Origin of the sequence: Burkholderia sp. Tr-20390, from assembly GCF_017104595.1 — a bacterium.
Lineage (GTDB): Bacteria > Pseudomonadota > Gammaproteobacteria > Burkholderiales > Burkholderiaceae > Burkholderia.
On record NZ_JAAGPC010000062.1, the window covers coordinates 31788 to 45884 of the forward strand.

Genomic DNA, 14097 nt, shown 5'->3' on the forward strand with positions numbered 1-14097 from the left:
ACCGTGCGGGTCGCCCGTATGATTGCGACGACGTTTCGCATGGTCTCCGATTTGCGCGACCGGGAGCCGGAGGCATCGCCGTTGTCGAGGGCCGTGCCGGCGGCACTCGATGGATGCGCTCGCCAGGGCGCAGCGTCAGCGTCCGCCCTGGGACGACGCGCCACGCTTGTCGAAGAAGTGCCCCATCAGTTCGAGCAGCGGCCGGCGTCGCTTGGTCACGGCGAACGCCCACTCGTGGGTCTGGCGCGGCGCCTCGGCCGTCGAGACGGCATCGAGCAGCCGTTGTGCGCGAGGCAGGTCGTACCACGGCAACCACGGGTACGCATGATGGGCGACGTGAAGGTTGAAATTCAGGATCACCCAGCGTGACCAGAGGGGAACGTTGGCGCAGCTGTGCGACACCACGTCCTGCTCCCAGAGCGGCGGGCGTGCCGCGTCGTCGGCCAGCAGCGGGATCTCGGCGTGATGCGGAAGGTTGAGCAATTCGACGGCCATCAGCAACACGATCCACAGGATCGTCGAGAACGCGATGAGGCTGCCGAGCACGCCCGCACGATACGCCAGCGCGCCGACCGCCGCATAACCGGCCAGGTAGAGCGCGCTGAATGCGATCTCGGTATTCGATTTCGCGCGATGCGCAGGCGTATCGCGGTGCAGGAACGGTGCGATCCAGTGGCTGAGGAAATGATTGAACGCCATCATCGGGATCCAGTGCCGCCAGATGAATTCGAGCGTACGCGCGCCGCGTTCCGTCATCACGGAAAACTTCTGGATCATCTTGCGATTCTCCGGATCCCGTGTCGGGTGCGCGGTCCACGCGTGATGGCCCAGATGCGATCTGCGCCGCGGCAGGTACGGCAACCCGATGATCCATCCGCAGAGATGGCCGATCGCCTCGTTGCACGCGCGCGAACGCGATGCGGCGCCGTGCAGTGCCTCGTGCAAGATCAGATAGAGGTGAATCAGCGCGAGCGTGGCGAGGACGAGCGCGGCGATGCGTGCGGGCCCGCCGGCGAGCCAGAGCACCCACGCAGCGGCAAGCAATGCGACATCGGCGAGCCAGAGCGCGAGCGTCAGGTGTCCGGTGGGTCCGTTCGGCAATGTCGCCTTGACCGAGCGCCATTCGTCTTGGGTCATGTGCTACCTCGAATGAGTGGATTGATGGGGGGCGCGGCGCGTGGCCGGCGCGGATCTCAGGTGGACAGGATGCGTTGGCCGATCTCGCGGTAGGCTGCATCGAGCACGTCGATGTGTGCATCGAGTCCGTTCTTGCTCGCGAAGCCGTTGTCCCGCCGGGCGAGCAGCAGGCAGTCGTAGCGCGCGCCGCGGCTCCAGTGCCACGCCGGCAAATAGGCCGTGATCCGGAAGCCGGCGTCGAGCATCGCCTTGACCAGCGTCAGCTTGTCGGCGAGCACGATCGCGCCGACATAGGCCGCCGTGCCGCGCCGTTTCAGGAAACGCAGCAGGTCGGCCGTGACGTCGCGCTCGGTCATGAACGGGCCGCCTGCATGCTGGCAGAGATAGATCGCATCGGCCCGCTCGTCGACCCGAAACGTGAAGGCGTCCGAGCACTCGTGCCCATGCCCCCAGAAACAGGTATCGGGATACGGTGCCGGCGTCCCGGCGACACCGAGCGGCTCGAAGATCGCGCCGCGCAGAACGTCGGATTCGCGGAAGATCGGGGAGCGCGGCAGGCAATGCCTGAAGCTTGGCGAGCGGAATTTCTCGAGCGCGATGACGTGATGTTCACGCACGCCATGCGCGCTGTCGGGTGACCCGTCGTGTCCGACCACGACGCCATCGAGATGACGCAGCAACGCACGCAGCGCGATATCGGTGCGGGCAATCGCGAAGGCCAGGTCGTGATCCGCGGCCGGCAGCGTGTCGATCGCGGATTGCATCAGCGCCGACAGGACACCCAGATGACGATGGTGCCGGGAAATCATCGCGCGGCCGTATTCCCACGAGCGATTCTGCGCGTTGTAGCTGACGCTCATGCAACCGATCGTGGCTTGCGTCTCCTCTTCGGCGACAAACCACAGCTCCGATTTGTTCGAGACGGCGCGCCTCACGTAGCCCGCATCGAGACAGGGGTGCGACGAGTCGCCGTATTCCCGTTCGAACAGCGCGCAGATTCCCGATGTGTCCGACACCGTTCCGCGGCGTATCCGGAGTGGCTGGTGGCGGGCGCCGTTGGGCTCGACGCTGTTTCCGCCCGCGGTGCTGCCAAAAATTGAATTCATCGCCTTGCTTGCCCTGGTGATGTTGGGGGATTGCGCGAATCGAGAGGCGACCCGCGCATCGTCGGCGACGACTTTAATTATCCTTACGTTTGATTGTCAAACAAATTCAATCGATTTATTCATTGTTGATTTCATTTGAATGATGAGGTTGATGGTTGTCGAAAACGAGCGCGATGTCATGAAATGAATGGCTGATATCGGCTTGTGTGGCGGGTCTCGGGGAGGAGGGTTGTGTCGCCATGAAAATGGATTGAAGAGAGGAAGGTGGCATTCAATAATTGCCTTAAGGAATTGAATAATTCATTGGGGTGGTTGAAATGCTGTCAATAAAAATATCGTGACATCGGTTCCATTTCTGGTTCTGGAAATCAAAGGCGTTTTATTTTTGCTTTTGATGCGTTAGCGGTGTTCAATGTAAAAACGCCGATTTCGCCGGCTGCGGCCGCCGCGCGTCGGCGGTTCTCGACCATCACGAGGTTGACGGCTTGCCGGCGCCCCACCATGCCCACAAAAATCGACAAATCGGAACAGATGGGCGCAGTGTTCGCGCCTACCATCCGCACGTACCTCGCGCATTCGCGCGCCACCGCAGTATCGGCAGCTGCATCGCCCGCATTCCGCTGCACGTGTCTCCCTCGCACCCTCGCATCCTGACAAGCCGCCCAACAGGCAAAGGATTCGCCATGTCCGCAAGATCGTTCGCTTCATTCGTGCTGATGCTGCTGGTCGCGGCGTGCGGAGGCGACTCCGATTCGTCCGCGCCCGGCAGCGCATTCGCGGCCACCTCCGTGCGCGCCTCGCAAGCCGCCGCGTGGAAACCGCTCGTGCCCGGCACGAGCTGGCAATGGCAGATCGACGGCAACCGGATCAACGAGACGGTGCTGGACGGCGTGAACAACCCGCGCAAGATGTTCGACGTCGACATGGAGCTGACCGATGCCGGCACGATCCAGCGCCTGAAGGCGAAGGGCATCTATGTCGTCTGCTACATGGAGGTGGGCGGGCGCGAGGACACCCGTGGCGACGCCGGCAAGTTTCCGGACAGCGTGCTCGGCAACCCCGTCGAAGGATACGAGGATCACGAACGCTGGCTGGACATTCGCCAGACCGCGATCCTGATGCCGTTGATGCTGGCGCGGCTCGACCAGGCGAAGAAAAAGGGCTGCGACGGCATCGAGCCGGACCTCGACGACAGCTATCGCCAGGAAACCGGTTTTCCGCTGACGCGTGACGATCAGCTGCGGTACAACACGGCGCTGATCGCCGCCGCGCACGATCGCGGGATGTCGATGGGCCTCAAGAACGGCACGGGTATCGCTGCCGCGATGGCGAAAGTGGCCGACTGGGCGCTCAACGAGCAATGCAACAGGTTCCACGAGTGCGGCGACTACGCGAGCTTCATCGCGCTGAACAAGGCCGTGTTCAATGTCGAGTACACGCGCCCGGACGGCATGACGCTCGCGGCTTTCTGTCCGGCAGACAACCAGGCCAATTTCGACGGCATTCTGAAACTGTCGAGCGATACGCTGGCGGCGCTGCCGCGCGCGGCCTGCCGGTTCGAGTGAGCGGCGCGACGACGACGGGGCGCACGATCGTCTCCGTCCGGCATCGTCAAGCGCCCGTGCATCCTGCGTGACCAACTGCCCGCTTGCGTTCACGACCTGCTGCTGGCCGCTCGCATGCTGGTACGCGCCGATCAGATGGAGATCGGTGCGCTTCGACAGCGCATAGTCGGCGCCCAGCGACACCTGGTGGTACTTCGCGTCGACGTTGCCGCTTGCCTTCTGCACGCATGGCCGAGGCCTGATAGGTGGCGAACGCGCGGCAATTCCGTCAGGGATTGGCAGCATGCCATCCGTATTCCCACAGCAGATTCACTCGACGTGACGACAGCGCATATCCAGGCGGCGAGCCGACGGGCCGACGCGAACTTCCGTCGCGTCGTTAAGTGGCAAAATTGGCCAATTAATGCTGTTTTGTGGTTTTTCATTCGGATGTCATCTCGCGTCGCGATAGTGCGGGATCGCGCGCCAGCCCCGGGAACGAACGAAGCGAGCTTGCCGGTTCGCGTCGCACGCGGGAATACGTCCATGGGATGCGGCCAGCAGCAACCGATACGCGCGCCCCGAACAGGCAGCGCGTGTTACCTCGACAGAAGGAACGTGCAATCGTGAACGCCATCGCAGCGGCAGACTCATATGACGTGGTCATCGTCGGGGCCGGCATCGTCGGCCTCGCCCATGCTTATACGGCGGCACGCAAGGGGCTGCGCGTCTGCGTGATCGAACGTGATGCCGCATGCGTGGGTGCGTCGATCCGCAATTTCGGCTTCGTCACCGTCACCGGGCAGCACGCCGAACACAGCTGGCGGCGTGCGCGGGCGAGCCGCGAGGTCTGGGCGGACGTCGCGCCGCAAGCCGGCATCGACGTGCTTCACAAGGGCCTCCACCTGATTGCGCGTCGCCCCGAGGCGATGCATCTGATCGACGCGTTCATGCAGACCGGCATGGCGGACGGCTGCCGCGTCATGATGCCCGGCGAGGCAAAGGCCGTCGCGCCGGAACTGCGGCTGGACGGCGCACAGGGCGTGCTGCACAGCCCGCATGAACTGCGCATCGAGCCGCGTACGGCGATCCCGTTGCTCGCGTCCTGGCTGGCGGAACGTTTCGATGTGCGGTTTCGCTACGGCGAGATGGTGCACGAGGTGCGCACGCCGACCGTGCGTACGTCGCGCGGCGTGTTGCACGCGGAGCGCGTGATCGTCTGCGGCAATGCGGACAGCCGTCACTTGGTCGGCGACTGGTTTGCGCGGCACGCGGTGCGGCTGTGCCAGTTGCAGATGCTGCGCGTGCGGCCGCGTCGCTCGCTGGCGCTGCGCGCCGCGGTGATGAGCGACCTGAGCCTGCTGCGTTACGCGGGTTTCGCGGCGCTGCCCGCCGCCGACGCATTGCGCACGCGCCTGAAGGCGGAGGAACCCGTGTGCCTCGGTTACGGCATCCACCTGATCGCGGTGCAGAGCGCCGACGGCAGTCTCGTGGTGGGCGATTCGCATGAATACGGCGCCGCACCGCTGCCGTTCGCGACGCAGGAGATCGACGCGCAGATCCTGCGCCTGCTGCACGAGACGCTCGATGCGCCGGCGCTGGACATCGTCGAACGCTGGACCGGCAGCTATCCGTCGGCCGCCGATGCCGATTGCGTGATCGAGGCGCCGGACGACGGCACGCGCGTCGTCGTCGTGACGAGCGGCGCCGGGATGAGCACGGGCTTCGGGATCGCGCAGGACGTGTTTGCCGCGTGGTGAGGGCCGGGCCTGCGCGTCGCGCAGTCGCCGGGTTCCCGGGATGCTTTTGCGAGCGATGCGCCTGCCGGCATGACGGCACGATTCGCCGGATGTTTTAGTGTGTTTAGCGAAACATTCGAATCACGAATTTGTCTAGTCATCCTGATCGAAAGATCAGATGAAATGCACCATGTTCGTGCCGGGAATCACCACCGCGAGGCACGTCAGAGCCCCGGAATTAGGGGATTTCCCGCGTTTTCCCGGTTTTTTTTGATCAACGCTTGTCGCTCGTTTTTTCTTCTTGCATGCTTGTATAGACAAATTCCTGAGGCCGCTTGCATGACCGAAGGGATGACGATCTTCAACACAAGGAGAAATCTCGTGAACGGCAAGCGCATCAAGTGGGCAGTCAGGACGATCGGCATCATCGCAGCGGCAGCGGCCACGCTTTCCGCGCCGGTGCAGGCGAAGGAATGGAAGACGGTGACGGTGGCGCTCGAAGGCGGCTACGCGCCGTGGAACCTCACGCTGCCGGGCGGCAAGCTCGGCGGCTTCGAGCCCGAACTGCTCGCCAACGTGTGCGAGCGGATCAAGGTGCAGTGCAACATGGTCGCGCAGGACTGGGACGGGATGATCCCGGGGCTGCAGGCGGGCAAGTTCGATGTCCTGATGGATGCGATCTCGATCACGCCGGAGCGCGAGAAGATCCTGCTGTTCTCGCGTCCTTATGCCGCGACGCCCGCGACGTTCGCCGTCACCGATACGAAGATCCTGCCGAAGGCGGCGCCGGGCGCGCCGATCGTCAAGCTGTCGGGCGACGCGAATGCCGACAAATCGACCGTCGACGCGCTGCGCAAGCAGCTGAAGGGCAAGACGATCGGCATCCAGTCGGGCACCGTCTACACGAAGTTCATCAACGACAGTTTCAAGGACATCGCGTCGATCCGCGTGTACAAGACCTCGCCCGAGCGCGATCTCGACCTCGTCGCCGGCCGCATCGACGCGTCGTTCGACGACGTCACGTACTACGCGGCGAACAACACGAAGAAGGACACCGCATCGATCGTGCTCGCGGGCCCGAAGCTCGGCGGCCCGATCTGGGGGCCGGGCGAAGGGCTCGCGTTCCGCAAGCAGGATGCCGACCTGAAGACGAAGTTCGATACGGCGATCGGCGCCGCACTCGCGGACGGTACCGTGAAGAAGCTCGCCGACAAGTGGTTCAAGACCGACGTCACCCCGTAAGCGCACGTCCGGCCGCCGCCGCGCAAGCGGCATGAGCTGAGCGCGGCGGCGCGCATCCTGCCGATCCTATCAACGCTTGCCGGGAGGCACGCATGGCGATCCTTGAAATGCTGGGCTTCGGAACCGAAGGCTGGGGCGGCGTGCTGCTGCTCGCCGCGCTGATGACGGTCGCGCTGACGCTTGCCGCGCTCGCGGTCGGCGCCGTGATCGGCGCGGGCATCGCGGCCGCGAAGCTGTCGCGCTATCGCAGCGCCCGCCTGCTCGGCGACCTGTACACGACGGTGTTTCGCGGCGTGCCCGAACTGCTCGTCATCTACCTGTTCTATTTCGGCGGCTCGACGCTCGTCACGGCCGTGGGCCAGTGGTTCGGTGCGGAAGGCTTCATCGGCGTGCCGCCGTTCGTGATCGGCGCGCTCGCGGTGGGGATGATTTCCGGTGCGTACCAGGCCGAGGTGTATCGCGCGGCCGTGCTCGCGGTATCGAAGGGCGAGCTCGAAGCGGCGCGCTCGATCGGCATGCCGCGCAGCATGGTGCTGCGGCGCATCCTGATTCCGCAGGTCCTGCGCTTCGCGTTGCCCGGCATCGGCAACGTATGGCAGCTGAGCCTGAAGGATTCGGCGCTGATCTCGGTCACCGGGCTCGCCGAGCTGCTGCGCACGAGCCAGATCGCGGCGAATTCGACCCATCAGTATTTCGTGTTCTTCGTCGCGGGCGGCGCGCTCTACCTGGTCATGACGGGGCTGTCGAATCGCGTGTTCAACCGGGCGGAAGCGATCGTCGGCCGGTCGTTCCGCCGCAACTTCGCACGCAACTGACGGAGCGCCCATGTCACTCGATTTCGACTTCCTGTTCGACACGCTGCGCCAGCTGCTCGCGGCGGTACCGACCACGCTCGGCCTGTTCTTCGCGTCGCTCGTGCTCGGCGGCCTGCTGTCGCTCGTGATCGTCACGATGCGCGTGTCGCCGCGCTGGCTGGCGAACCGCTTCGCGCGTGCCTACATCCTGGTGTTTCGCGGCTCGCCGCTGCTGATCCAGATGTTTCTCGTGTACTACGGGCTCGGCCAGTTCGGCGTGATCCGCGAGAGCTTCATGTGGCCGCTGCTGCGCGAGCCGTACGTGTGCGCGGTGCTGTCGCTCGCGCTGTGTACGGCCGGCTACACGGCCGAGATCCTGCGCGGCGGGCTGATGGCCGTGCCGGTCGGGCAGATCGAGGCCGGCTATTCGATCGGCCTGTCGGGCTTCGCGCTGCTGCGCCGCGTGATCGGCCCGATCGCGCTGCGCCAGTGCCTGCCCGCGTATTCGACCGAAGCCGTGCTGCTGGTCAAGTCGACCGCGCTCGCCAGCCTCGTGACCGTGTGGGAGGTGACGGGCGTCGCGCAGCAGATCATCCAGCAAACCTACCGGACGACCGAGGTGTTCGTGTGTGCGGCCCTCATCTACCTGGGCCTGAACTTCATCATCGTCCGCCTGCTCGGCGCGCTCGAATGGCGGTTGTCGGGCCACCTGCGCGCGCCGAAGCCGTCCGGCGCACCCGCGGCCGACGCACGCAATGCGCGACGTGTCGCATCCTGACCGCGTCCTTCCTTCCAGGAGAAATCGATGAACTCTGCTGCTCCCGTCGCCCTGTCGGTCAGGAACATCCACAAGTCGTTCGGCGATCACCACGTGCTGAAGGGCATTTCGCTCGACGCGCACGAAGGCGACGTCATCTCGATCCTCGGTGCGAGCGGTTCGGGCAAGAGCACCTTCCTGCGCTGCCTGAACCTGCTCGAAACGCCCGACGACGGCTCGGTCGCGCTCGCCGGCGAGGAACTGAAGATGAAACGCGCGCGCGACGGCAAGCTGCATCCGGGCGACCGGCGTCAGGTGGACCGCATCCGCTCGCAGCTCGGGATGGTGTTCCAGAACTTCAACCTGTGGTCGCACATGACCGTGCTCGACAATCTCGTCGAAGGGCCGCTGCGCGTGCAGAAGCGCGGTCGCGCGGAAGCGGTCGAGGAAGCCGAGGCGCTGCTCGCGCGCGTCGGCCTCGCGGACAAGCGCGGCTACTATCCGGCCCATCTGTCGGGCGGCCAGCAGCAGCGGGTCGCGATCGCGCGGGCGCTCGCGATGCACCCGAAGGTGATGCTGTTCGACGAACCGACTTCCGCGCTCGATCCGGAGCTGGTCGGCGAGGTGCTGCGCGTGATGCGCTCGCTCGCGGAGGAAGGGCGCACGATGCTGGTCGTCACGCACGAAATGGGCTTCGCGCGGCATGTGTCGAATCGCGTGATGTTCCTGCATCAGGGCGAGGTCGATGCGGACGGGACGCCTGGCGAACTGTTCGGCGGCCAGTGCTCCGAACGCTTCCGCCAGTTCGTGTCGAGCCATCATGACCGTGCCGCGAACTGAGGCCGCCATGACCGTATTCCGTTCGGCCCGGCCGCTCGACTGGCGGCAGATCGCGGCGGTGGCGGCCGGCGCGCCGCTCGCGTTGACTGATGAGGCGCGCGAGCGTGTCGTCGCGGCGCGCGAACTCGTCGACGCAATCGTCGCGCGCGGCATTCGCGCGTATGGCGTCAACACGGGCGTCGGTGCGCTGTGCGACGTGATCGTGTCGCCCGCGCAGCAGGGTACGCTGTCGCGCAACATCCTGATGAGCCATGCGGTCGGCGTCGGCGCGCCGCTCGGTGCGGCGGAAACGCGCGCGATCATCGCGGCCGCGATCAACAATTACGCCCACGGGCATTCCGGTGTGCGGGCCGACATCGTCGACCAGCTGGTCGCCCTGCTCGAGCACGATTGCCTGCCGGAAGTGCCGGCGCACGGGTCGGTCGGCTACCTGACCCACATGGCGCACGTCGCGCTCGTCTGTATCGGGCACGGCCACGCGCGGCACGGCGGCGAACGCGTGCGGGGCGATGAAGCGCTGCGCCGCATCGGCCGCGAGCCGCTGGCGCTCGGCGCCAAGGAGGGGCTGAGCCTGGTCAACGGCACGCCGTGCGTGACGGGGCTCGCCGCGCTCGCGCTCGCCCGCGCGGAGCGGCTGCTCGACTGGGCCGACTGGATCGCGGCGACGAGCTTCGAGAATCTCGGCGGCCAGCTCGCCGCGTTCGATCCGGCATCGCTGGCGCTGCGCATTTCGCCCGGCATCGGGCACGTCGGCGCGCGCCTGCGCGCGATGCTCGCCGACAGCGCGATGCTCGCCGCGGCGAACGGGCGACATACGCAGGACCCGCTCAGCCTGCGCACGATTCCGCACGTGCACGGCGCGGCGCGCGACGTGCTGGCGGTCACGGCGGAAGTCGTCGACCGCGAGCTCGCGTCCGTGACCGATAATCCGATCGTCGCGGGCACGCGCGACGCGCCGGCCGTCCATTCGCAGGCGCATGCGGTCGGCGCGGGCATCGCGCTCGCGATGGACAGCCTCGCGGCCGCGATGGCGCAGGTCGCGGCGATTGCCGAGCGGCGGCTCGACCGGCTCGTCAATCCGCTCGTGAGCGGGCTGCCGGCATTTCTCGCGGCGCCGGGCGGCACGTGTTCCGGGTTCATGATCGCGCAGTACACCGCGGTCGCGCTGGTGGCGCAGAACCAGCGGCTCGCCGCGCCCGCGAGCCTCGACGGCGGCATCACGTCGGGCCTGCAGGAAGACCACCTGTGCCATGCGACGCCGGCCGCGCTGAAGGCGCTCGACATCATCGAGAACACCACGCGCGTGCTCGCGATCGAGTTGCTGGCCGCCACGCAGGCGTACGATTTGCAGGAGAACGAAGCGTTGCGGGCGGCGCCGACCGATGCGCTGTGGCGTTACGTGCGCGACCGCGTGCCGGCATATCAAGACGACCGGCCGCTCGCGGACGACATCGCGAGCGCGGCCGCCATCGTCGCGGGCATACCGCCGTCGCTGGCGTGACGCAGCGGCGGGGCGACGGTCGGCAGGTCATCCCATCTTCATTCGATCGAGGGCGCATGAACGAAGCGGAACGATACACGGCGGCCCGGCCGGGGGCCGTACCGGGCGACGACGTGCCGGCACGCGCGCTGCCGGCCTACCAGCAGATCAAGCGCTACGTGGTCGAGCGGATCGCGAACGGGGACTGGAAGCCCGGCGGCGCGATTCCGACTGAAGCCGAACTGGTCAAGGAGTTCGGCGTGGCGCGGATGACGGTGTCGCGTGCGCTGCGCGAGCTGACCGCCGAGCGTGTGCTGACCCGCATCCAGGGGGCGGGCACCTTCGTCGAGCGCCGTCATTACGAATCGACGGTGCTCGAGATCCGCAACATCGCGGACGAGATCGCCGAGCGCGGCCATCGGCACAGTGCGCGCGTGATGACACTCGAAAGCAGCGACGATCCCGAAGCGATCGAAGCGCTCGGGCTGCGCACGGGGCCGGTGTTTCATTCGCGCATAGTGCATTGCGAGGAGGGCGAGCCGATCCAGTTCGAGGATCGCTACGTCAATCCGGCGCTGTTTCCCGCGTATCTCGAGCAGGATTTCACGGTCGAGACGCCGAACCACTACATGGTGCGGCTCGCGCCGATCCAGCGTGCGGAATTCCGCATCTACGCGCAGAAGCCCGATGCGCAGGTGCGCCGGCACCTCGTGATGGAAATCGGCGAACCGTGCCTGCTGCTGCGGCGGCGCACGTGGGTCGGCGGGCAGGTCGCGACGTCGGTGCAGCTGTGGCATCCGGCGTCACGGTTTCATCTGGCGGGGCGGGTGTAGGCAGGGTCGTGCGCTGCGGCGATCGCTGTCGCTGTCACTGTCGCGAAGGCGAGCGTCGGGTCAGGCTGCCGGCTTGCCGTTGCGCAAGCCACGTGCGGCGGGCGCTCAGGCCGCTTGCGCGGGCCGGTTGACCGGGTACGCGAGCGCGGGATGTTCGCGCAGCGTCGCGCTTTCGTCATCGCGCCGGTAGACGCGACGTGTTGCGCGAACCAATCGACCGCGTTCAGGAAACCGGCTGCCGATACGTGCCGGTTGGTTGCCCGAAACCCGCGACCCGCGGCGATACCTGGCCGCGGGCCGCGCTTCGCTGCGCGATCACGCTGCCGTCAAGCGTGACGGCGCGCACCGCATTCGCCGCAGAACAGGTCGTCGGCGGCCATCGGCTTGTGGCACTGCGCACAGGCCGTGGCCTCGTCCGCGGCGGGCGATTTCGTATCCGACACCGGCAGCGAAGCCGTCCCCGCTGCGCTCGCCGTGCTGGCGGCATGCGAGTCGCGTGCTTTGGCAAGGTGATCGGCGGCGCGTTCGCGTGCCTGTTCGGCGTGGCGTTTCGCGTCCGCGACGTGCTGGCTCAGCTTCTCTTCCGTTGCGGAGAAATCGACGCCGCTGACCGTCTGCAGATAGATGAGGCACGTGCCGTTGACGAACGTCAGGAACGGAATCACGAGACCGATCGCGAACAGCAGGCCGTTGCCGAAGCCGTACGCGCCCAGATAGGCCATGCTGCGGTAGTCGAATCCGCCTCCCGCCGCATCCGCGCCAAGGCCGTAGGCGCTGGCGTGCCGGCCGAGGCCGCCCAGGCCGCCGAGCGTGCCCATCAGGCCACCCAGCGGGCTGGTGCCGGTTGCCGCCGAGATCGACGATGCGATCGCGGCGCCGGTGCCGAGAATGCCGAACACGATGGCGGACAGCACGCCGACGAGCAGCAGCAGCCCGAACATCCGGACGATCACGCCGAGCAGCTGGCGGCGGCCGATCTGCAGCAGGCGCGCGGCGGTCTGCAGCGTCGTGTTGCCTTGCCAGATGGCGGGCGCGGCGAGCGGATAGCCGACGTAGCCCATGCCGGCGAAGATCGCGCCCGCGGCGATCGCCGCGACCGGATACGCGATCGCGTACAGCAGCGGGCCGACGCCCGGGAGCTTGCAGACCAGGAACACGATCAGCAACGCGAGCAGCAGCAGGATCCAGCCGACCACGAGCAGCACGCCGATGCCGACGAGGCGGTGGACGCTGAACGTCGCCTGCAGCAGCGCGTCGACGAATCCGACCGATTCACCCTGTGCATCGCGCATCAGCACGATGCCGACCGCGGAATAGCCGATCAGCGAGATCGCGAGCGTCGCGATGACGAACAGCAGGCCGAGCACGGGGCTGTGACCGAGTACCTGGATCGTGAGCATGGCCATCAGCATGCTGGCGACGAGCGCGAACGCGCACATCGCGAGTGCGCGCCAGTTCGTGACGGCCTCGGCGGCGCGCAGCAGGCCGAACTTTCCCGACACGGGGGCTTGATCGAGCGTTGACATCGTTGAATCTCCTTGCAGGTGCGGGCCGGTCAGTGTGCGGCGGGGGCGTCGAGCAGCGCGACGACGGTGACGCCGTCGACCTGCGCGAGCTGGATGCTGGATTGCCGGGTCGAGCCCGGCTTGCCGTTCAGGTAGACCTGGCTTTTCAGCGTGTACGTGCCTTGCGGCGCACCCGACGGCAGTTTCAGCGTGAAGCTGTTGTCGAATTCGCCGCTGCCCGGCGTCGCGTTGACGATCTTCTCGCCGCGCTTGAACTGCTCGCCCGACGGCGCGTAGACGGTCACGACTTCCTTGACTTCCTGGACGGGCTCGTTCGTGCCGGATACCGCGCGAATCTGCGAGGCCAGCTTGATCGGCTCGCCGGTCTTGACCGCGGAGCGCGGCGTGACAACCGTCGTGTAGGCGTCGATCTTCGCGTACGGCGGCAGGTTGTTGCGGTTGTTCGCGCGGTAATCGCGATCGACTTCGGCCGCCGTCTTCGTCTGCCGCGTCGCCACTTCGATCACGGCGCACGCGGCAAGCCCGGCCACCGCGCCGCCGATCGCGCCCTTGGTGCCGCCGATCAGCGCACCGACCAGCGCGCCGCCGGCGCCGAGCGCGGTACAGCGCAGCACCGATTCGGACGAGATCCCGCCGGTGCCGTTCTGGGTGGCGCAGCCGCTGGCGAGCAAGGTGACCGCGCAGGCCGCGGCGAGGGTTTTCTGAATTGTCATGTCGGTTTTCTCCGGCGCTTCATTCAAGTGTGCTGTTGTTGCGCAGTGCATCCATCTGCCGCGCCTTCGCCTTGGCGATCAACGTCTTCGCCGGACGGTTGCCCGGCTCGATCGCCAGGACGCTTTCCGCTGTCGCGATCGCCTTGTCGTACTGGCCGCGCGACAGGTCGCCCTGCGCGCGTTTCAGCAGGCCGTCGACGGCGGGCGCGGCAGGGTTGGCCGCCGTGGACGGGCGGGCCGGCGGTGTCGGGTGCGGCTTGTTGCGCGGTGCCTCTGCAACGGTGGCGGGGGCGGTTGGGGTGGGCGTGTCGTCCTGCAGTTTCGCGAAGGGCGACGGCGGCTGCGCGTTCGCGGCTGCGGGCGGCGCGTTCGACGCCGGCGGCGTC

At 66.7% G+C, this 14097-nt stretch carries 14 protein-coding genes and 2 pseudogenes; 9 read left to right on the forward strand and 7 right to left on the reverse strand.

Annotation, left to right across the window (positions count from 1 at the left end):
• Positions 1–135: 135 nt before the first annotated feature.
• Together G3N98_RS18680 and G3N98_RS18685 are read right to left on the reverse strand one after the other, a co-directional pair.
• Positions 136–1137, reverse strand: a complete 1002-nt coding sequence (locus G3N98_RS18680; RefSeq protein WP_089476713.1) for a fatty acid desaturase — start codon at positions 1135–1137, stop codon at positions 136–138.
• A 56-nt stretch (positions 1138–1193) separates the two neighbouring features.
• On the reverse strand, positions 1194–1997 hold the full coding sequence (locus G3N98_RS18685; protein ID WP_241025967.1) for a hypothetical protein: 804 nt from the start codon (positions 1995–1997) through the stop codon (positions 1194–1196).
• A gap of 145 nt (positions 1998–2142) precedes the next feature.
• Here G3N98_RS18685 and G3N98_RS18690 point away from each other — a divergent pair, with 145 nt between their 5' ends.
• Positions 2143–2382, forward strand: a complete 240-nt coding sequence (locus G3N98_RS18690; protein ID WP_206148883.1) for a hypothetical protein — start codon at positions 2143–2145, stop codon at positions 2380–2382.
• Between the two features lie 229 nt (positions 2383–2611).
• Here G3N98_RS18690 and G3N98_RS18695 read toward each other — a convergent pair whose 3' ends face one another.
• Complete coding sequence (locus tag G3N98_RS18695; RefSeq protein WP_206148874.1) at positions 2612–2869, reverse strand: hypothetical protein; 258 nt, start codon at positions 2867–2869, stop codon at positions 2612–2614.
• Between the two features lie 57 nt (positions 2870–2926).
• On the opposite strand from G3N98_RS18695, the gene G3N98_RS18700 reads away from it, so the two are divergent.
• Positions 2927–3808 (forward strand): endo alpha-1,4 polygalactosaminidase, encoded by an 882-nt coding sequence (locus G3N98_RS18700; protein ID WP_206148875.1) that lies wholly within the window; start codon positions 2927–2929, stop codon positions 3806–3808.
• Positions 3809–3901: 93 nt separating this feature from the next.
• On the opposite strand, the pseudogene G3N98_RS18705 reads toward G3N98_RS18700, so the two are convergent.
• Positions 3902–4053: pseudogene (locus tag G3N98_RS18705) on the reverse strand (porin); the annotation flags it as partial.
• A gap of 330 nt (positions 4054–4383) precedes the next feature.
• On the opposite strand from G3N98_RS18705, the gene G3N98_RS18710 reads away from it, so the two are divergent.
• The 7 genes from G3N98_RS18710 to hutC all read left to right on the forward strand — a co-directional run bounded on the left by G3N98_RS18710 (position 4384) and on the right by hutC (position 11472).
• Positions 4384–5547 carry a TIGR03364 family FAD-dependent oxidoreductase gene (locus G3N98_RS18710; RefSeq protein WP_206148876.1) on the forward strand — a complete coding sequence of 388 codons (1164 nt, stop codon included), beginning with the start codon at positions 4384–4386 and terminating at the stop codon, positions 5545–5547.
• Positions 5548–5907: 360 nt separating this feature from the next.
• Entirely contained in the window at positions 5908–6768 is an 861-nt protein-coding gene (locus G3N98_RS18715; RefSeq protein WP_039353370.1) for a transporter substrate-binding domain-containing protein, read from the forward strand.
• Positions 6769–6860: 92 nt separating this feature from the next.
• Positions 6861–7583 (forward strand): ABC transporter permease subunit, encoded by a 723-nt coding sequence (locus G3N98_RS18720; protein WP_039353368.1) that lies wholly within the window; start codon positions 6861–6863, stop codon positions 7581–7583.
• Between the two features lie 10 nt (positions 7584–7593).
• On the forward strand, positions 7594–8340 hold the full coding sequence (locus G3N98_RS18725) for an ABC transporter permease subunit (protein ID WP_089476717.1): 747 nt from the start codon (positions 7594–7596) through the stop codon (positions 8338–8340).
• 27 nt (positions 8341–8367) lie between these two features.
• Positions 8368–9159: an ATP-binding cassette domain-containing protein gene (locus G3N98_RS18730; RefSeq protein WP_206148877.1), complete on the forward strand. Its 792-nt coding sequence runs from the start codon at positions 8368–8370 to the stop codon at positions 9157–9159.
• A 7-nt stretch (positions 9160–9166) separates the two neighbouring features.
• On the forward strand, positions 9167–10660 hold the full coding sequence (gene hutH / locus G3N98_RS18735) for a histidine ammonia-lyase (protein WP_206148878.1): 1494 nt from the start codon (positions 9167–9169) through the stop codon (positions 10658–10660).
• Between the two features lie 56 nt (positions 10661–10716).
• A complete protein-coding gene (gene hutC, locus G3N98_RS18740) occupies positions 10717–11472 on the forward strand; it encodes a histidine utilization repressor (protein ID WP_206148879.1) in 756 nt (251 codons plus the stop codon).
• Between the two features lie 326 nt (positions 11473–11798).
• On the opposite strand, the gene G3N98_RS18745 is transcribed toward hutC, so the two are convergent.
• The 3 genes and pseudogenes from G3N98_RS18745 to G3N98_RS18755 all read right to left on the reverse strand — a co-directional run.
• On the reverse strand, positions 11799–12998 hold the full coding sequence (locus G3N98_RS18745) for a zinc ribbon domain-containing protein (protein ID WP_206148880.1): 1200 nt from the start codon (positions 12996–12998) through the stop codon (positions 11799–11801).
• Positions 12999–13027: 29 nt separating this feature from the next.
• Positions 13028–13711: a hypothetical protein gene (locus G3N98_RS18750; RefSeq protein WP_241025969.1), complete on the reverse strand. Its 684-nt coding sequence runs from the start codon at positions 13709–13711 to the stop codon at positions 13028–13030.
• 19 nt (positions 13712–13730) lie between these two features.
• Positions 13731–14097: pseudogene (locus G3N98_RS18755) on the reverse strand (hypothetical protein); the annotation flags it as partial.